The organism is Chromobacterium alticapitis, from assembly GCF_002924365.1.
GTDB lineage: Bacteria > Pseudomonadota > Gammaproteobacteria > Burkholderiales > Chromobacteriaceae > Chromobacterium > Chromobacterium alticapitis.
In genome coordinates this window covers 16,329-35,480 of record NZ_PQWB01000001.1, presented here as the reverse complement: position 1 = coordinate 35,480, position 19,152 = coordinate 16,329, and the positions used below count along the sequence as shown (strand labels likewise).

18 protein-coding genes are annotated in these 19,152 nt (G+C 63.4%); 16 read left to right on the top strand and 2 right to left on the bottom strand.

Features of this window, described 5'->3' with window-relative positions:
- Positions 1–10: 10 nt before the first annotated feature.
- The gene (locus C2I19_RS00170) at positions 11–808 is read right to left on the bottom strand and encodes a substrate-binding periplasmic protein (protein ID WP_158253595.1); all 798 of its coding nucleotides are present in this window, start codon (positions 806–808) and stop codon (positions 11–13) included.
- Between the two features lie 213 nt (positions 809–1,021).
- Positions 1,022–2,944: an ATP-binding cassette domain-containing protein gene (locus C2I19_RS00165; RefSeq protein WP_103900713.1), complete on the bottom strand. Its 1,923-nt coding sequence runs from the start codon at positions 2,942–2,944 to the stop codon at positions 1,022–1,024.
- A gap of 134 nt (positions 2,945–3,078) precedes the next feature.
- Between C2I19_RS00165 and C2I19_RS00160 the strand changes: the two genes are divergently transcribed.
- From C2I19_RS00160 to C2I19_RS00085, 16 genes are all read left to right on the top strand, one after another.
- The gene (locus C2I19_RS00160) at positions 3,079–3,435 is read left to right on the top strand and encodes a hypothetical protein (protein WP_103900712.1); all 357 of its coding nucleotides are present in this window, start codon (positions 3,079–3,081) and stop codon (positions 3,433–3,435) included.
- 5 nt (positions 3,436–3,440) lie between these two features.
- Complete coding sequence (locus C2I19_RS00155) at positions 3,441–3,902, top strand: protein YgfX (protein ID WP_103900711.1); 462 nt, start codon at positions 3,441–3,443, stop codon at positions 3,900–3,902.
- On the top strand, positions 3,899–5,167 hold the full coding sequence (folC, locus tag C2I19_RS00150; RefSeq protein WP_103900710.1) for a bifunctional tetrahydrofolate synthase/dihydrofolate synthase: 1,269 nt from the start codon (positions 3,899–3,901) through the stop codon (positions 5,165–5,167). The genes C2I19_RS00155 and folC overlap by 4 nt, the downstream gene beginning before the upstream one ends.
- Before the next feature lie 7 nt (positions 5,168–5,174).
- Complete coding sequence (locus C2I19_RS00145; protein ID WP_103900709.1) at positions 5,175–5,933, top strand: SPOR domain-containing protein; 759 nt, start codon at positions 5,175–5,177, stop codon at positions 5,931–5,933.
- A gap of 5 nt (positions 5,934–5,938) precedes the next feature.
- Complete coding sequence (locus C2I19_RS00140) at positions 5,939–6,454, top strand: CvpA family protein (RefSeq protein WP_103900708.1); 516 nt, start codon at positions 5,939–5,941, stop codon at positions 6,452–6,454.
- 98 nt (positions 6,455–6,552) lie between these two features.
- Positions 6,553–8,085, top strand: a complete 1,533-nt coding sequence (gene purF, locus C2I19_RS00135) for an amidophosphoribosyltransferase (RefSeq protein WP_103900707.1) — start codon at positions 6,553–6,555, stop codon at positions 8,083–8,085.
- A 126-nt stretch (positions 8,086–8,211) separates the two neighbouring features.
- Positions 8,212–8,952 (top strand): substrate-binding periplasmic protein, encoded by a 741-nt coding sequence (locus C2I19_RS00130; protein ID WP_233201045.1) that lies wholly within the window; start codon positions 8,212–8,214, stop codon positions 8,950–8,952.
- A 261-nt stretch (positions 8,953–9,213) separates the two neighbouring features.
- Positions 9,214–10,356, top strand: a complete 1,143-nt coding sequence (locus C2I19_RS22205; RefSeq protein WP_103900705.1) for a methyl-accepting chemotaxis protein — start codon at positions 9,214–9,216, stop codon at positions 10,354–10,356.
- A 35-nt stretch (positions 10,357–10,391) separates the two neighbouring features.
- Entirely contained in the window at positions 10,392–10,760 is a 369-nt protein-coding gene (locus C2I19_RS00120) for a response regulator (RefSeq protein ID WP_103900704.1), read from the top strand.
- Positions 10,761–10,771: 11 nt separating this feature from the next.
- Positions 10,772–11,101, top strand: coding sequence for an STAS domain-containing protein (locus C2I19_RS00115; protein ID WP_103900703.1), 330 nt, complete (start codon positions 10,772–10,774; stop codon positions 11,099–11,101).
- Positions 11,091–13,277 (top strand): chemotaxis protein CheA, encoded by a 2,187-nt coding sequence (locus C2I19_RS00110; protein WP_103900702.1) that lies wholly within the window; start codon positions 11,091–11,093, stop codon positions 13,275–13,277. Before C2I19_RS00115 ends, C2I19_RS00110 begins: the two co-directional genes overlap by 11 nt.
- A 44-nt stretch (positions 13,278–13,321) precedes the next feature.
- Entirely contained in the window at positions 13,322–14,986 is a 1,665-nt protein-coding gene (locus C2I19_RS00105; protein ID WP_103900701.1) for a methyl-accepting chemotaxis protein, read from the top strand.
- A gap of 37 nt (positions 14,987–15,023) precedes the next feature.
- Complete coding sequence (locus C2I19_RS00100; RefSeq protein ID WP_103900700.1) at positions 15,024–16,658, top strand: methyl-accepting chemotaxis protein; 1,635 nt, start codon at positions 15,024–15,026, stop codon at positions 16,656–16,658.
- Between the two features lie 12 nt (positions 16,659–16,670).
- Complete coding sequence (locus C2I19_RS00095; RefSeq protein ID WP_103900699.1) at positions 16,671–17,210, top strand: chemotaxis protein CheW; 540 nt, start codon at positions 16,671–16,673, stop codon at positions 17,208–17,210.
- A 16-nt stretch (positions 17,211–17,226) separates the two neighbouring features.
- Positions 17,227–18,066: a CheR family methyltransferase gene (locus C2I19_RS00090; protein ID WP_103900698.1), complete on the top strand. Its 840-nt coding sequence runs from the start codon at positions 17,227–17,229 to the stop codon at positions 18,064–18,066.
- The gene (locus C2I19_RS00085) at positions 18,067–19,152 is read left to right on the top strand and encodes a protein-glutamate methylesterase/protein-glutamine glutaminase (RefSeq protein WP_103900697.1); all 1,086 of its coding nucleotides are present in this window, start codon (positions 18,067–18,069) and stop codon (positions 19,150–19,152) included.

Genomic DNA, 19,152 nt, shown 5'->3' with positions numbered 1-19,152 from the left:
GGGCCGGCGCTCAGGGCGTCATGCGCTTCATCTCATTGTTGCGTATCAGGTCGCGGATGGTGGCGTTGAACGCGCGCTGCAGGGCGGGGGCGTCCGGCAGCGCGCGGCTGAACGCGAAATGCAGGCCGGCCGGCGTCTCGCCGGGCAGGTTGGCGCGGCGTATGGTAGGCGTGTTGAATAGATCTCGCAGCTCCGCGTCGTGGGCCGACAGGCTGTCCACCACCTCGCGGACTTCAATGAACACGTCGCAGCGCCCCTGGTCCACCTTGATGATGGCGCTGCGTTCGTTTTTCGATCCGGTGTCCTGATGCTCGGCGTCTATGCCGAAGGCGTCCAGATGGCTGCCCAGCAGGCCGCACACCATATGATGCTTGAGGTCGGCCAGGGAGCGCAGCGGCGGGCCCTTGGGGTAGCGCTTGAGCGAATAGAAATAGAGGTGATGGACATCCGCATAGGCCTCCGTGGCCAGGAAGCGCTTGTTGTCCAGCTCCCGCGTGGGCACGTCTATGATGATGTCGCGCTGGCCGTAGGCCACGGTTTCCTGGCAGCGGCGCCACGGCAGCCGTTCCACTATGGCGGGCTCGCGTCCGGCGCGGCGCAGCGCGCGCTGCAGCACATTGACGGCGAGGCCGGTGTTTTGCGTGCCGCCGGCGAAGCCCGAGGTGGAGGTGAGGACGAAGGGCGGGAAGTCCACGTCCGATGCGCAGGCGCGCAGGGGCGCGGCCTGGGTCATGTCCGCGGCGGCGATGAGCAGGGCCGCTAGCGGCCCGGCCAGCCGCCATGAAGTGCGCGGATCACGCCGGCTCATCGGTGCGCGCCACATTTCCCCTCTGTCGGTTGCCGGACTGTCTTCGCAATGGCATGCATCCTGGCCGGACGGTTCCGTGCCGCCGGCGCCTTGCCGCTTAAGCTGCGCGCGAAGGCGCAGTCTTCTACTTGTGTAGCTCATGCGCTGTCTCCGGGCAAAGTGCCCTCGCCGCTGCGGGCCGCCTGCGAACAGGGCGGCCGCAGGGCAGCGTTCTTAGTTTGGCCGCTGTTGCTGCGCCTCCAGCTCCTCCCAGCGCGCCAGCTTGTCCAGCAGCAATTCGTCTATCTGCTCGATGCGCTGCTGCCAGGCGATGGCTTCCTTGGGCGTGTCGCGGTAGCAGTTGGGGTCCAGCAAACGCTGGTTCAACTCGGCTTGCTCGGCTTCCAGCGCGCTGATCTGGTCCGGCAGCGCCGCCAGCTCGCGGGTTTCGTTGTAGGACAGCTTGTTGCGCGCGGCCTTGGGTTTATCCTGGCGAACCGCTTCCTTGCCGGGCGCGGTTTCCTTGGTTTTTTCAGCCGGGGCGAACTCGGCCATGCGCTTCCTGGCGTCCAGCCAGTCCTGGTAGCCGCCGGGGTATTCCTCCAGCTTGCCTTCGCCTTCGAAGGCGATGACCTGGGTGACCACATTGTCCAGGAAGGCCCGATCGTGGCTGACCAGGAACACGGTGCCGGAATACTGGGCGATCACGTCTTCCAGCAATTCCAGGGTGTCGATGTCCAGATCGTTGGTCGGCTCGTCCAGCACCAGCACATTGGCCGGGCGGGTGAACAGGCGGGCCAGCAGCAGGCGGTTGCGTTCGCCACCGGACAGCGAGCGCACCGGGCTGCGGGCGCGTTGCGGCGAGAACAGGAAGTCCTCCAGGTAGCTCATCACGTGCTTCTTCACGCCGCCGATTTCGACGAAATCATTGCCCTGGCTGATGATGTCGGCGACGCTGGTTTCCTCGTCCAACTGTTCGCGGAACTGGTCGAAGTAGGCGATTTCCAGCTTGGTGCCTTGCTTGACTTCGCCGCTGTCCGGCTGCAGCTCGCCCAGGATCAGTTTCAGCAGCGTGGTCTTGCCGGCGCCGTTGGGCCCGATCAGGCCTATCTTGTCGCCGCGCAGGATGCGGCTGGTGAAGTCGCGGATCAGCTTTTTATCGTCGAAGCCCTTGCTGACGCGCTCCAACTCGGCCACCAGCTTGCCGGAGCGCTCGCCGGCGTCCAACTGGAAATTCACCTGGCCCACGCGCTCGCGGCGCGAGGAGCGTTCGCGGCGGATGGCTTCCAGCCGGCGCACCCGGCCCTCGTTGCGGGTGCGGCGAGCTTCGATGCCCTTGCGTATCCACACTTCTTCCTGGGCATGGAATTTGTCGAAGATGCGGTTCTGCTCTTCTTCTATCGCCAGCTCTTCCGCCTTGCGCGTCTGGTAGGCGGAGAAGCTGCCCGGATAGCTGCGCAGAATGCCGCGGTCCAGTTCGATGATGCGGGTGGCGACGTTGTCCAGGAAGCGGCGGTCGTGGGTGATCAGCAGCACGCTGCCGGAGAAACTCTTGATCAGGCCTTCCAGCCATTCGATGGCGGATACGTCCAGGTGGTTGGTGGGCTCGTCCAGAAGCAGCACGTCCGGTTTGGACGCCAGCGCGCGCGCCAGCGCCACGCGCTTCTTCCAGCCGCCGGACAGGTCGGAGATGCGCGCGTCGGGGTTCAGCTCCAGGTGGCTCAGCGTGGACGAGATCAACGCGTCGAACTGCCAGCCGCCGCGGGACTCCAGCTCGTGCTGGATGGATTCCATGCGCGAGAGCGCCTGTTCGTGGTCGGCGTCGGCCTGGGTAAGCTGCTGGGTGATCTTGTGGTAGTCGGTGAGCAGGGCTTTCAAATCGCCCAGGCCTTCGGCCACGGCTTCGAACACGCTGTGGCCGGGGTCGAATTCCGGCTCCTGCGGCACATAGGCGACCTTGACGTCGCCCTTGATGTTGATGCGGCCATCGTCCAGCTGCACCGCGCCGGCGATGCCCTTGAGCAAGGACGACTTGCCCGCGCCGTTGCGGCCGATCAGGCCGACCGCCTCGCCCGGCTCCAGGGCGAAGTCTACGTTGTCCAAGAGCGCGTGGTGTCCGAAAGCCAGGCAGGCTTTCTCGACGGTAATCAGGGCCATGTTCTGTGTGTCTTGCGGTATGAGGAAAATACCGGCCAGTGTATCACGTAGACCCTGTCGGCGGATGGGTCGCCTGGCGGCGGGGAGACTGATACAATGCGCGCCGAATCCATACTTGCCCGAAAGGCCCCTCCATGTATTTCGTCGACCGCGCCGTTGCCGTGATCAAGCCGAAGCAACCGTTCCTGGACTGGCTGAACCAGTTGCCGGACACCGACATGGTGGACTTGTCGCTGGACAGCCTGCGCAGCGATTGCACCGCCGTGCTGCTGCCGGAGTTCATCGAGCCGGAAGAGGGCGTGGCCCATATCGATGAAATCTACGAGCAGCTGTTCAAGATGGAACTGGCCTCCTGGGATGAGGACGATAGCCGCTGGCCGCAAGACCTGTCCTTGAAGGCGTTCTGGGAATGGTTCGACGTGGAGATCCACTCCATGGTGCTGGACAGCGTGGACGCCGACATCACCAACTCCCCGGCCAGCGAGCTGTAAATTCGATGCGCCGGGACCGGCCGCTGCTGCAACCGTTCGCTGTGCCGCTCAGGCCGTCGAGGCTGTGGCTGGGCCTGGTGCTGGCGGCGCTGGCCGCCGACGCGCTGTTGCTGGCGAGGTATTTGCCGCCATCTTTTCTGCTCAGCCTGCCGGTCGCCGCTGGCCTGGGCTGGCTGGCGCTGCGGGCCGATGGACGGCTGGGCGGCGCGGTGCCGGAGCGGCTGGAGGTGGACGCGCGCGGCCGCCTTTTCCTGTGCCGCGGCGAGAACCGGCAAGAGGCCGAGGTTCTGGACGACTGTTTCGTCACGCCGCAACTGACGGTGCTGAACGCCAGGGCCGCCGGACGGCGGCGCAGCGTGATGCTGTGGCCGGATTCCGCCGACGCCGAATCCCGCCGCCAGCTCAGAGTGTATCTGCTGTGGTTCGAAGCGCCGCAGCCTAGCAATCAAACGGAATCCGCCCCATGAATACGAAAAAGACCCTGGACGATTGGCTGCGCTGGCAGGAGGGCCTGCATGTCACCGCGATAGACATGGGCCTCGCCCGCGTCTCAAGCGTGCGCGACGCGATGGCGCTGCGGCCGGCCTGTCCGGTGATCATGGTGGCGGGGACCAACGGCAAGGGTTCCACCTGCGCCATGCTGTCCTGCATGCTGCGCGCCGCCGGCTTCAAGGTGGGCACTTACACCTCGCCGCACATCACGCGCTACAACGAGCGCATCGCCATTGATCTCAAGCCGGCGTCCGATGAGCGCATCATCGCCAGTTTCGAGGCCATAGACGCCGCCCGCGGCGACACCACCCTCACGTACTTCGAATTCGGCACCCTGGCCGCCGTGCACAGTTTCGTCGCGGAAAAAGTGGACGTGATCATCCTAGAGGTGGGCCTGGGCGGTCGGCTGGACGCGGTCAACATCTTCGAGCCGGACGTGTCCGTCGTGGTCAGCGTGGATCTGGACCACCAGACCATCCTGGGCGACAACCGCGAAGACATCGGTTTCGAGAAGGCCGGCATTTACCGCGCCGGCAAGCCGGCGATCTGCGTCGATGCGGAGCCGCCAGCGCGGCTGATCGATCACGCCGCCGCCATCGGCGCCGATCTGAAACTATACGGGCGCGACTTCGGCTTCACTAGGATGGATAATCAGTGGTCGTTCCGCATCGGCGACCGCCACCGCCACGCGCTGCCGATTCCGGCCTTGCGCGGCGGCTACCAGATGCTCAACGCCTGCGGCGCGCTGGCGGCGCTGGACGCGCTGCGCGAGCGGCTGCCGGTGGGCGCGGGCGCGGTCAAGCAAGGACTGGTGGAAGTGGAGTGGCCTGGCCGCTTCCAGGTGCTGCCGGGCCGTCCCGCCGTGGTGCTGGACGTGGGCCACAATCCTCACGCGGTCAAGGCCATGGCGGCGGCGCTGAAACAATTGCCGTATGCCGAGAACCGCTACGCGGTATTCTCCATGCTGGCCGACAAGGACATGACCGGCGTGATCGAATTGGCGAAGGACGAGTTCGATCACTGGCTGGTGGCGGGACTGGACATGCCGCGCGGCCAGAACGGCGAAGCCATCGCCGCCGCGCTGGCGCAAGCCGGCGTGGCCAGCGTCAAAACGTATGGCAGCGTGGCGCAAGCCTGGTCCGCAGCCTTATCGCAAGCCGGCGACAATGATAGAATCGTCGTTTTCGGGTCTTTCCACACCGTAGCCGAGGTGGAAACGGCCCGGCGTCACCCGGTTTGAGGAATGCATGGCACTGTCCAGCCACGATGAACTGATTTTGTTGCGCAAGCGAGCGCGCCGCCGCCTGGTGGGCGCGGTCGTGCTGGTTTCCCTCGCCACCGCCGTGCTGTGGAAGGTGGTGGATCATCTGCCGGAGCAGCAGATGAAGCCGGAATCGATAGAGATCATGGGCGGCGCGTCCGAACCTGTCGCATCCGCGCCGGCCTCGGCGGCCAAGCATGCCGCTTCGCAGGCTCAAGCGGCGGAAGCCGTGCCGGCTCCGGCCTCTACGACCGAGCTGCCGGCCAATCTGTCCAGCATCACCGCGCCGTCTACCGCGGCCAAAACGCCCGCTGCGCCCGTAGAGAAAGCGGCCGAGCCGCCCAAACCGGCGAAACCCGAAGCCAAGATCGAAGCCAAACCCGAGATTCAGACTGAGCCCAAGCGCAAGCCCGACGAGGCCAAGGCCGAAAGCAAGCCGCGCAAGCAAGCGGACCCGGCGGCCATCCTCGAGGGCCGCTTCGACCCGGAAAGCCACTCCGCCAAGAGCGACGCGCACGGCAAGTCCGTCATCCAGCTGGCGGCCTTGTCCGATCCGGCCAAGGTGGACGCGCTGCGCGGCAAGTTGTCCTCCATAGGCGTGACCGCCCACTTCTCCAAGGTGGAGACCAGCAAGGGCGAAGTGACGCGCGTGCGGGTGGGGCCGTTCGCCAGCCAGGCGGAGGCGCAGGCCGCGCTGCAGAAGCTGGCCCGCGCCGGCATCAACGGCATCATCATCAACAAGTAGCCGCCATGACCGCCTTCGACTATATCGCTATTGCCATCGTCGCCGGATCTGTGCTGATGGCCTTGATGCGCGGCCTGATCGCCGAAGTGCTGTCGCTGGGCGCCTGGCTGATCGCCTTCTGGTGCGCCAAGCAGTTCTCGCCGCTGGTGGAGGCCTTCCTGCCCGCCAGCCTGCCGGGCGAGGGCGTGCGCATGGTGGCGAGCTTCGTGCTGGTCTTCTTCCTGGTCTGGCTGGGCACCGCGCTGCTGCGCGTCGCGCTGACCGGCCTGGTGGACAGCATAGGCCTGGGCGTGATCAATCGCATGCTGGGCGGAATATTCGGCCTGGCGCGCGGCGTGGCGCTGGTGACGGCGGCCGTGCTGTTGGCGGGCTTGAGCAGCCTGCCGCAAAAACCGATGTGGAGGAACGCGGTGCTTTCGGCGCCATTCGAATCTCTGGCCTTGTCATTGAGGCCATGGTTGCCGCCCACGATGGCGAACAACCTGCACTACGACTCGCCCGGCCAGGCGCCGGACAGTTAGATGAAGAGGCGGAATATCTTGATATCTTTACTTCAAGATTCCGCCTTTTTCTTTTGGGGTTTTCCTTTTTCAGCAAGTTGGGATAGAGGGCTTTAAAGATGTGTGGAATTCTAGGCGTGGTCGGTCAGTCTCCGGTCAACCAACTGCTGTACGATGGCTTGCAGGTGCTGCAACACCGCGGACAGGATGCGGCCGGCATCGTTACCGCCAATGGCGAGACCTTTCACATGCACAAGGGCAGCGGCATGGTGCGCGACGTGTTCCGCACGCGCAATATGCGCTCTCTGCTGGGCAATGCCGGCATCGCCCATGTGCGCTATCCGACCGCCGGCTCGGCGTCCTGCCTGGCCGAAGCGCAGCCGTTCTACGTCAATTCGCCGTTCGGCGTGGTGCTGGCCCACAATGGCAACCTGACGAATACCGACGAACTGAAGGCGGACATGTTCCGCCACGACCTGCGGCACATCAACACCAATTCGGACTCCGAAGTGCTGCTGAACGTGTTCGCGCATGAGCTGGCGCAGCGCGTGCAGGGTCCCGAGCTGACCGTGGACGCGGTGTTCGGCGCGGTGGCCGCCGTGCATCGCCGCGTCAAGGGCGCTTACGCGGTGGTGGCGATGATCGCCGGCTATGGCCTGGTTGCTTTCCGCGACCCCAACGGCATCCGTCCGCTGGTGATGGGCAGCACCGAGTCCGACAGCAAGACCGAATACATGTTCGCTTCAGAGTCCGTCGCGCTCGACTGCTCCGGCTTTACGCTGCTGCGCGACGTGCTGCCGGGCGAATGCGTCTATGTCACTTTCGATGGCGACATGCACAGCCAGGTATGCGCGGAAAACACCCGCCTCGCGCCCTGCCTGTTCGAATACGTCTACTTCGCCCGTCCGGATTCGGTGATTGATGGCGTGTCGGTTTACCAGTCCCGCCTGAATATGGGCGAGACGCTGGCCGAGAAAATTCGCCGCGATCTGCCGGGGCTGGAGATAGACGTGGTGATCCCGATTCCCGATTCCAGCCGCCAGAGCGCGCTGCAGCTGGCCAACGCGCTGGGCCTGCCGTACCGCGAGGGCTTCATCAAGAACCGCTACATCGGCCGCACCTTCATCATGCCGGGCCAGGCGGTGCGCAGGAAATCCGTGCGCCAGAAGCTGAACCCGGTGCCGCTGGAGTTCGCCGGCCGCAATGTGCTGCTGGTGGATGACTCCATCGTGCGCGGCACCACGTCCAAGGAAATCGTGCAGATGGCGCGCGACTCCGGCGCCAAGAATGTGTATTTCGCCTCCGCTGCGCCGGCGGTGCGTTTCCCCAACGTCTACGGCATAGACATGCCCACCCGAGCCGAACTGCTGGCTACCGGGCGAGACGAGCAGGACATCGCGCGCGAAATCGGCGCCGACGTGGTGATCTACCAAGATCTGGACGCCTTGAAGGACGCGGTGGCGAGCGTCAACCGCGAACTGAAGCTGTTCGAAAGCTCGTGCTTCGACGGCGAGTACATCACCGGCGACATTACCGCAGCCTATCTGGACGCCATCGAATGCGCGCGCCTGGACCTGAAGCACAAGGACCAGAGCGGCAGCGAACAGATGATAGACCTGAACCTGAACGTGGCCGAGCAGAACCTGATGTAAGACGGCGGCGTCGGCGCCGTTCCCGGTAGGCTATACCGTGGAATGCACGCCCGCCAGGCTCTCGGCAAGACCGGGGCCCCTCCTGGGAAGGAGCGGGCCCCGGTTTCGTTCCGTCAGGAGGTTCGCGTGGCCTGGATCGCCGCCGTCATACTGCTTCTTCTGACCGGCCCTGCCGCCGGCGCTTCCGCGCTGGAGCTGGTCACGCTGCAATACCCGCCTTACCAGTATCAGGACGGCGCGGAGGTGAAGGGTTTCGCAGCGGACATCGTGCGCGAGGCGTTCCGGCGCATGGGCGTGCCGGTGCATATCGTCATCTACCCATGGGGAAGGGCGTTGGCCATGGCGCAGGATGGACGCGCCGACGCCATTTTCACGCTCTACCGCACCCCGGAGCGAGAAGCGAGGCTGGATTACAGCCATCAGGTGCTGGCGCCGCAAGTCGTGTCCCTGTTCACGCGCAAGGGCGCGGACATCCCTTTCGATGGCCGCCTGGACGCGCTGGGCGCCTACCGCTTCGGCGTGGTGCGCTCCGTCAATTACGGAGAGGCTTTCGAGGCCGCCTTGAAGCGCGGCGGCATACGCGTGACGGAAACCGCTGCCAGCGGCGAGCAAAACCTGGACATGCTGCTGGCTAACCGATTCGACATCCTGGTCAGCAACCGCCTGGGAGCTTGGGACATATTGCGGCGGCGGCATGCAGAGCGGCTGGTCGTCGAATTGCGGCCGCCGCTGGAGGACATCCCCAGCTATATCGCCTTTTCCCGCAAGCCTGGGCTGGCAGGGGTGCGCGATCGCTTCGACGACGCGCTGGCCGCAATGAAGCACGACGGCAGCTATGCCAAGCTGCTGGGGCAGGCGCTGCCTTAAGCGGCTGCGCAATCATCGCCCAGGCCCCGCCGCAAAGCCGCGTTCACGCTCCCGCCTTGACAGCTCCGCTCCGGACGCCTTTAGTAAAAACAAGTAATCGCGGTGAAATCGGCGATTCCAAGCCGGGGCAAGCATTCGCCCCGCATTCCATATGGCCGGACTATGAGCCGGCCAGATTCATCATGCGGCACGGCCTAGCTTTCCTCGCGGATTCATGCGGTGGCGGCCAGCGGGCGTGGCCGGCGGCCGCCGGGAGGGAGAATGGACAACAGAAGCAAACCCCTCCTCACCATGGCGGTGGCGTGCGCCCTGGCGGCGCTTGCCACCGCCTTTGTTTCCGGCTGGCTGGGCTGGCTGCTGGCAAGCGCGGCCGCTTTCGCGCTGTTGGCGTTGCGGCCCGTTGCCGGGGCGGAGCGGGAGCCGCCGGCTGTCGAAACCGCCAAGTCGGATTCCTCATACGACGAGCATCTCGACTTGCTGGAGCAGGTGGTGCGCCGCTGGTCAGGCAATCTGCAACTGGTGATAGAGCAGTCCACCACGGGCGGCAACCAGTTGGCGCACACCCTGACCGGCATTGCGAATGGCTTGCACGCCACCATAGAGGCGGCCCGATCCTCCTCCAGCGAGATCGGCAGCGCGGACCTGGGCCGCATGGTCCAGGATGCCGGCGAGCGCAGCCGCGAAATTTCCACGGTGCTGTCCGAAATCATCAGTCACCGTCAGCAGCTGACATCGGAAGTTTCGCGGCTGGCGACATATTCCAGCGAGTTGTTGTCCATGGCGGACCAGGTGGGCCGCATCTCCAACCAGACCAATCTGCTGGCGCTGAACGCCAGCATAGAAGCCGCCCGCGCCGGCGAGGCGGGCCGGGGCTTCTCAGTGGTGGCGGACGAAGTGCGCAAGCTGTCCCAGCAATCGGAGCAGACCGGCAAGCTGATGTCGGAAAAAGTGGAGGAAATCAACGGCGCGCTGGAACAGACGCGGCAAACCACCACCAGCCTCGGCTCCCAGGATTCGGACAAGGGCAATACCGCTCTGGGCCTGCTGGCCGAGTCAGTCAAGGATTTCAGCGGCGCCGCGGAGCGTCTGGCGCAGATCAACCGCAAGATGCAGGAAGAAGGCTCGCAAGTGGAAAAGGAGCTGCATGCTTCGCTGATCGCGCTGCAGTTCCAGGACCGGGTCAGCCAGATCGCCCAGCATGTGGCGAGCGATGTGGAGCGCATGCAGGCGCATCTGCAAGCCGTGCGCGCCGCGCGCCGCTCGGGACTGCCGCCGCCCGCCATTCAGCCGCAGGAGTGGCTGCGGCAGCTGGAATCCACCTATACCACGCTGGAGCAGGCCGCGTTGCATAAAGGGGAGCGTGGCAAGCCTGCAGCTTCCAGCGGCGATGTCGATTTCTTCTGACATCGCGCTTATCGCCATAGCATGTGGAGAACACCATGGGCAAATCCATTCTGGTCGTCGATGACGCGGCCAGCATACGCGCAACCGTCAGCATCGCGCTCAAGGGGGCCGGTTACGAGGTGGTAGAGGCCTGCGACGGCAACGACGCGCTGGCCAAGCTGGGTGGCGTCCGCGTCAATCTGATCATTTCCGACGTCAATATGCCGGGCATGGACGGCATCACCTTGCTGAAAAAACTGAAGGAAGGCGCCGCCACCAAATTCCTGCCCGTCATCATGCTGACCACGGAGGGCAGCGACGACAAGAAGGCGCAGGGCAAGGAGGCCGGGGCCAAGGCCTGGATCATCAAGCCCTTCGATCCGGCCAAGCTGCTCGACGCCGTGTCCAAGCTGATTCAGCCATAGGGAGCCGCGACATGCCGATCCGATTGACCCAAGACGGCGAGGCGACGCGGGCCGCGCTGGAGGGCGAATGGACCATTTTCACGGCGGAGGACATGCAGGACGAGCTGTTTGGCTTGTTAAACCATGCCCGTCTGGTCCTGGACCTGTCCGGCATCGCCGAGATGGACGGCTGCGGCGCGCAGATGCTGGCCATCCTGCTCGCGGAGGCGCGGCGCATGGGCAAGCCGACGGCCATTGCGGCGGGTAGTCCCTTGCTGGACGACGTGGCGGGCTGGCTGGGCTTCAATGCGCTGGCCGATCGCGGCGATGCGGCGGCGGAGGATGGCGATCATGGATCTTAGCAAGGCCAAGGCGGTTTTCTTCGAAGAGTCACGCGAGCTGTGCGATGGGCTTGAAGCCGCGCTGCTCGACCCAGTGGCTTACCCGCCGGGAGACGAAACTTACAATCTACTGTTCCGCACCGCGCACACCATCAAGGGCTCCGCCGGCATCTTCGGCCTGGAGGCCCTGGTCCGCTTCGCCCATGTCATGGAAAACGTGCTGGAGCGGCTGCGCTCCGGCCAGGTCCCGCTCAGCGACGACCTGATCACGCTGCTGCTGTCCTGCAACGATCACCTGCGCCGCCTGCTGGACGCGGCCTCGGCCAGCGACGAGATGGGATTGCATGACTTGCCGGAGGGCGAGCCGCTGTTGGCCAGTCTGAAACACTATCAAGAAGGCGGCGACATGCGGGCCGCTGCTGAAACGTTTGCCGCAGAACAGGCCTTGCCCGAGGCTCCGCGGCTGGCCGCGGCGGGTGAACCGGTGCCGGTGCAAACGCCGTTATGGCAACTTTCCCTGCGCTTTCATCCCCACACCTTCCACCATGGCTTTGATCCTTTGTCCTTCCTACGCTATCTGGCCGGTCTGGGTGAACTGAAAGCCGTGCAGCCGGTATGGCGCAACTGGCCGCCGCCGCAACTGCTGGATGTCACAGAATGCTTTATCGGCTTTGATCTGGCGCTGGATTCGTCGGCAAGCTTCGAGAGGATAGCGGGCACCTTCGAATTTATCGCCGAGGACAGTCTGGTGGGCATTTTGCCGCCGCACGCGCCGCTGGCGGACTATCTGGCTTTGGCCATGCGGCTGGGGGAGCCGCTAGAGGAGCAACTGACGCGTTGGATCGCGCGCGGCGCCTTGAGCGAAAACGAAGCGGATCGATTGCGGGGCGGCGATGTTCGCGACGCGCCGCCTGAGGAGGACGCGGCGCCGATTGTGACACCCGAGGCAGCGCGACCGCAGCCGGCTCCGCTCGCCAGCGCAGCGCCGGCCAAAGGCGGGCGCGCCGATGGCCAGTACATCCGCATCGAAGCCAGCAAGCTGGACCGTCTGATCAATCGAGTGGGAGAACTGGTGATCGCCTCGTCCGGCACCAAGTTGATCGCCCAGGACAGGGGCGATGCCGAGCTGCTGGAATCGGTTGCCGTGATCAACACCCTGGTGGAGAGCATACGGGATGACGCGCTGACGCTGCGCATGGTGCCGGTGGACGAAATCTTCAGCCGTTTTCCACGCATGGTGCGAGAGGTATCCAAGCAGCTGGGCAAGACCATACAGCTGGAAATTCTGGGCGGCGAAACGGAAATCGACAAATCTATGGTGGAAAAGCTGACCGACCCCCTGATGCACATCGTCCGCAACGCGGTGGACCATGGTTTGGAGTCGGCCGAGAAGCGCTTGGCCGCCGGCAAGCAGGAGCAAGGCACGGTTACGCTCAATGCTTACCATGACGCCGGCTCCGTGGTGGTGGAGGTGCGGGACGACGGCGGCGGCATCAACAGGGAAAAAGTGCTGGCCAAGGCGGTGGAGCGGGGCCTGGTGGCCGAGGGACGCATGCTCAGCGACCAAGACACGCTGCAACTGATTTTTCTGCCGGGCTTCTCCACCGCCGACAAGGTCAGCGACCTGTCCGGCCGCGGGGTGGGCATGGATGTGGTGAAACGCAATATCGAGGCTTTGCGCGGCGAAATTGAAATCCAGTCCATCGAGGGCAAGGGCTCGACCTTCCGGCTAAGGCTGCCGCTCACCTTGGCCATCATCGATGGCTTCCGGGTGGAGGTGGACGACTCCGCGCTGGTGATGCCGCTGGACATGATGATCGAGTGCGTGGACATGCCGCAAGATGCGATGAACCAGCACACGAGGCAAGTGAATCTGCGCGGCGACTGGCTGCCCTTTGTCTCCTTGCGCGAGCTGTTCGGCCTGCCGCCGGCGGAGGGCCAGGAATATGTGGTGATTGTGCATTACGGCGAAAACCGGGCCGGCATCGTGGTGGACAGGCTGATGGGCGAGGTGCAGGCAGTGATCAAGCCCTTGGGCGAGATTTTCAAGTCGCTGCGCGGCATCAGCGGCTCCACCATCCTGGGCAACGGCAAGCCGGCGCTGGTGCTGGATATTCCGCAGTTGATCCATCACGCCTGCCGGCGCGAGCGGAGGCTGATCCGGCAAAGCGCCGAAGCAGCGCTGCAAAGAGATTGAAAGTCCAACACTGGGTTTCCTACTTTTGATGAGTGAGGTTTGCCATGAGCTGGTTTCACAATTTACAGGTGCGCAGCAAGTTGCTGTTGAGCTTCGCGCTCTTAATGGTCTTGTTGCTGGCCATGGGCTTGGTGGGCTACCAGGCCAGCGCCAGAGTGAATGCCGGCCTGGAGGATTTGTTCACTAATCAGTTTGAGCCCTTGGTAGGGATCAATAATGCCCGCGCGGCGGTGGTGCGGCACAACCGGGCGGTGTACCGCTACTTGGTGGAAGTGGACAAAGCACAGAAAGAAAGTGCGGTCGAGCATCTGGAAGAGTACGAAAAGCAATTGTTCAGCCAAATGAAGTCAGAGCTCTCTTCCACCATGGAGCCGGAAGAGGCGGCGGCGAACAAGGAGTGGCAGGAACAATGGCCGATTTACGTCAGCGCGGCGAAAGAGGCCATGCGCTTGTCTGCTGCAGACACCGGAAACGGGGAGGGACGGCTGCAGGCCTTGCAGATGATGCATGCCAAGGTCAGGCCGGCGTTTGATCGTATCGACAAGGACCTGACGATAGTTAAAGAAGTGAATGAGAGAGTCGCTGAAAAAACTCATACGTTAGGCCAGGAAACCTATGTCAGCACTACGCGAGAGGTCATCGGACTGTCTTTGATTTCCCTATTGCTTTGCGGCGTTCTGTCGATGCTGGTGACGCGCAGCATATTGCGCCAATTGGGCGCGGACCCTTCCTATGCGATGCAAATTGTCGCTCGAGTGTCCGATGGCGACTTGGCGGTGCCGATCAAGCTGCGTGACGGCGATAGTTCCAGTCTGCTGTTCTCGATACGCGAGATGGCGCACAGGCTGTCCGACACCATGTCCGAGGTCAGTTCCATGTCGGAGTCCATCGGCTCAGCGTCCGAGCAAGTGGCTTCCACGGCCAGCTCGCTGGCGCAGACCGCGTCCGAGCTAGCCTCCAGCGTGGAGCAGACCAGCGCCTCGGTGGAGGAAATGGCGTCCACCGTCACGCAAAACGCCGACAACGCCAGGGTGACGGATGGCATCGCCAGCAAATCCGCCACCAGCGCGACAGAAAGCGGCAAAGCTGTGGGCGATATGGTGCACGCGATGAAGGAAATCGCCTCTCGCATCACCATGATCAACGATATCGCCAATAAAACCGACTTGCTGGCCATCAACGCCGCCATCGAGGCGGCGCGGGCGGGCGAGCACGGCAAGGGCTTCGCGACCGTGGCGGTGGAAGTGCGCAAGCTGGCGGAGCGCTCGCAAGTGGCCGCGCGAGAAATCGGCGAACTGGCCGGCCGTTCGGTCAGCGTGGCGGAAAAGGCCGGCGTGTTGCTGCAGGAAATGCTGCCCGGCATAGACCAGACCGCCTCGCTGGTGCAGGAAATCTCAGCCGCCTCGCGCGAGCAGCGCACCGGCATCGATCAGATCAATACCGCGGTGACGCAGATCAGCACCGGCATGCAGACCTCGGCATCGTCGGCGGAAGAGCTGAGCTCCACTTCGGAAGAGCTCAGCTCGGCGGCAATGCAGCTGCAGGAGTTGATGCAACAGTTCAAGCTGCGCGGCGGCAAGGGCAAACGGCTGCTGCTGCGTGCCGGCCATGGCCATGGTGGAGGCAAGAGGGCGGCGAAAGTGCCGCGCGAGCTGGACGAAGATGATTTCGACGAGGCCGAGCTGGATGACAAGTTTTCCAAGTACTGAAAGCCGAAACTGAATCGGCGCGAGCGGAGGCAAGACAATGGACGGGTTCCACAGCATGAAGGTGCATATCAAGCTGATGCTGGGCTTTGGCTCGATTTTGCTGTTGATGGCGGTGATCCTGGTGGTGGGCGTGCGCGGCATGGCCAGCATGAGCGCCAATACCCATGAGATCGTCACTGAACGTTACGTCAAGGTGGCGCTGTCCAATGACATCACCCAGAACACGCTGAACAATGGCCGTTCTGTCCGCAACTTGCTGCTGGAGAGCGAGCCTGCGGACATGGAGAAGACCAAACAGCATATAGAACAGCTGCGGGCGGAAAATAAAGAGCTATTGGCCAAGATGGACAAGATGATCGCCAGCCCCAAAGGCCGCGAGCTGTTCGACAAGATCACGGCCGCGCGGGAGGCATTGAATGGAAAATATGCCACTTTGTACGAATTGGTGGCCAAGGATAAAACTCAAGCTACGACTTTTCTGCTCAAGGAGTTTGCACCTGCCAACAATGCCTTGATTGAATTATTGGATGAGTTGACCAAGATGCAGTCCGAGCAAATGGACACGCTCAGCAAGGCGGCGGCCGTCAGCGCCGAGGAGGCGCGCAATCTGATGATCGTCATCGGCCTGGTGGCCTTGGCGGTGACGGTGCTGTTGGCCATGGCCATCATCCGCAGCATTTTGCGCCAGCTGGGCGGCGACCCGTCCTATGCGATGCAGATCGTGGCGCGGGTAGCGGAGGGCGACCTTGCGGTGCCGATCAAGTTGCGCGACGGCGATACATCCAGCCTGCTGTTTTCCATACGCGGCATGGCGCACAAGCTGTCCGACACGATGTCCGAAGTCAGCTCCATGTCCGAATCGATAGGCTCGGCCTCCGAGCAAGTGGCCTCCACCGCCAGCTCGCTGGCGCAGACGGCGTCCGAACTGGCCTCCAGTGTGGAGGAAACCAGCGCCTCGGTGGAAGAGATGGCGTCCACCGTCACGCAAAACGCCGACAACGCCAGGGTGACGGACGGCATTGCTACCAAATCGGCCGGAAGCGCCAGTGAAAGCGGCAAGGCGGTGGGCGATATGGTATATGCGATGAAGGAAATCGCCTCCAAGATCACAGCGATCAACGACATTGCCAACAAGACCGACTTACTGGCCATCAACGCCGCGATCGAAGCGGCTAGGGCCGGCGAGCATGGCAAGGGCTTCGCAACGGTGGCGGTAGAGGTGCGCAAGCTGGCGGAGCGCTCGCAAGTCGCTGCCAAGGAGATTGGCGATCTGGCCGGGCGATCGGTCAGTGTGGCGGAAAAGGCTGGCGTGCTGCTGCAGGAAATGCTGCCTGGCATAGACCAGACCGCCTCGCTGGTGCAGGAGATATCAGCCGCATCGCGCGAACAGCGTACCGGCATCGATCAGATCAATACCGCGGTGACGCAGATCAGCACCGGCATGCAAACCTCGGCGTCCTCGGCGGAAGAGCTGAGCTCCACTTCGGAAGAGCTCAGCTCGGCGGCGATGCAGCTTCAGGAACTGATGCAGCAGTTCAAGCTGCGCGGCGGCAAGGGCAAACGGCTGCTGCAGATCGGCCACCATCAAGGCGGCAAGGCGTCGCCGCCTAGAGAATTCGAAGACGACGAGTTTGGCGATGAGATAGACGACGCCAAGTTTTCCAAATACTGAGGAGGCAGGGCCATGAAGGAGCGTTCCGATCCGGCGGCCGGTCACGGCGAAAGCAAATTCCACTGCGTCACCTTCATACTCGGGCAGGACTTGTTCGGCATCCAGATCAATTTCATCCGCGAGATCATCGAGCTGGATGGCATTACCCAGGTGCCGATGATGCCTAGCTTTGTGCGCGGCATTATCAATCTGCGTGGCTCGGTGGTTCCCGTAATTGATTTGTCGATTCGTTTCGGTCGAGGGCTGACCGAACTCAAGCCCTCAACTTGCGTCGCCATTCTGTCCTTGCCAGGGCAGGACAATGGTTATCACGAGGTGGGCATTTTGCTGGATGCCGTGTGCGAGGTGCTGGAGATCCCCGAGAGTGAAATCGACCCGTCGCCGACTTTCGGCGCCAATATCCGCGGCGACTTCATACAGGGCATCGCCACCATCAATGAGCGTTTCGCCATTTTGCTGAATGTGCAGCAGGCGCTGTCGGTGTCAGAGCTGAGCGCGATGGCCGAGACCGTGGCGCAACAGCACTTCCATGACGATGCCGAAGTGAGTTGATCTAACGGAGAATGGCGTGCAGCGGCTGGATCCGACATTGAGCGACGAGGAGTTTTCCTGCTTCAAGCAATTCATCCTGCAGGAGGCGGGCATTGACCTTCCGGCCAGCAAGCGTTCCCTGGTGCAGTCGCGGCTGGCCAAGCGGCTGCGCCGCTTGGGCGTTGGCAGCTACGGCGCGTACTGGCAATTGTTGCGCAAGCCGGAAAGCCAGGCCGAGCGGCAGCGTGCCGTCAATATGCTGTCCACCAACGAAACTTACTTTTTCCGCGAGCCGCAGCATTTCCAATGGCTGGAGCGGCGGGCGCTCGAGATTCAGCAGCGCGGCGGCGCGGTGAAAGTGTGGTCCGCCGCCTGCTCGTCCGGCGAAGAGCCTTACACCATCGCCATGGTGCTGGCGGAAACGTTGGGCATGCGCGGCAATTGGCGGGTGTACGCCACCGATATCAATACCAAGGTGCTAGGGCTGGCCAAGCGCGCCGTCTACCCCACCGATAGAGTGCAGCGCACGCCGCCCTTGCTATGGCAAAAATACTTTCTGCGCGGCCGCGACGAATATGCCGGCATGGTGAGGGTGTTGCCCGAATTGGCGAAACGAGTGGAGTTTTCCAGCTTGAATTTGCTGCATTGCAATCGTTTCGCCCATGCGGATTTCGATATTGTCTTTTTGCGCAATGTTCTGATTTACTTCAATGAGGGGACCAAGCTTGAAGTGCTGCGCAAACTGTGCAGCCGGATGCGAGAGGGCGGCCACCTATTGATCGGCCATTCCGAGTCGCTGCATAAGCTGAACCTGCCCTTGGCGCAAGAAGAACCCTCGCGCTACCGGTTGGTCTGCGGGCATGGGGGTGAGGGCTAGATGAGCATCGCGGTATTGATCGTCGACGATTCGGCGGTGGTCAGGGAAATCTTGAGCCAGATGCTGTCCACGGCGCCGGATATCGAAGTGCTAGGCGCGTCGCCTGACCCCATCTTTGCGATGAACCGGATGAAGATGCGCTGGCCCGACGTGATTGTGCTGGATATCGAGATGCCGCGCATGGACGGCCTGACTTTCCTGCGCAAGATCATGGAGGAGCGGCCCACGCCGGTGATCATATGCTCCTCGCTGACCGAGCAGGGCGCGCGCATCACGCTGGACGCGATGTCGGCCGGCGCGGTGGCGGTAATCACCAAGCCGACGATCAATCTGAAATCCTTTCTGCAGAATGCGTCCAAGGATTTGGTGCAGGAGGTCAGGAACGCCGCCGGCGCGCGCATGGGCGCGCTCAAACGCATGGCGCGTCCAGCGGGCCATGAAGCGGGGGGCGGGATCGCGCCCAAGCTGACCGCCGACGTGGTGCTGGAGGCGCCGTCCGGCCTGGAAAAATACCGGACCACGGAAAAGATCATCGCCATCGGCACCTCCACTGGCGGCACCCAGGCGCTGGAATACCTGCTGCCCAGGTTGCCAGCCACCTGCCCGGGCGTGGCCGTGGTGCAGCACATGCCCGAACGGTTCACGGCCTCGTTCGCCAGCCGGCTCAACGGGCTATGCCGGGTGGAGGTCAGGGAGGCCAGAAGCGGCGACAGGCTGACGCCGGGCATGGCCTTGATCGCGCCGGGCGGCCGCCATCTGCTGGTCAAACGGAGCGGCGCGCAATATGTGGCCGAGGTGAAGGACGGGCCGCTGGTGTCGCGGCACCGGCCGTCAGTGGATGTATTGTTCCGCTCGGTGGCGGTGTGCGCCGGCGGCAACGCGCTGGGGGTCATCATGACTGGCATGGGAGATGATGGCGCGCGCGGCATGCGAGAGATGCACGACGCCGGCGCGCGGACCATCGCGCAGGATGAGGAGTCCTGCGTAGTGTTCGGCATGCCGGCGGAGGCGATCAATCATGGCGGGGTGGACGAGGTCATGTCCCTGGAGAGGATAGCCCACACGCTGGCGGGAATCAGGGGCTGA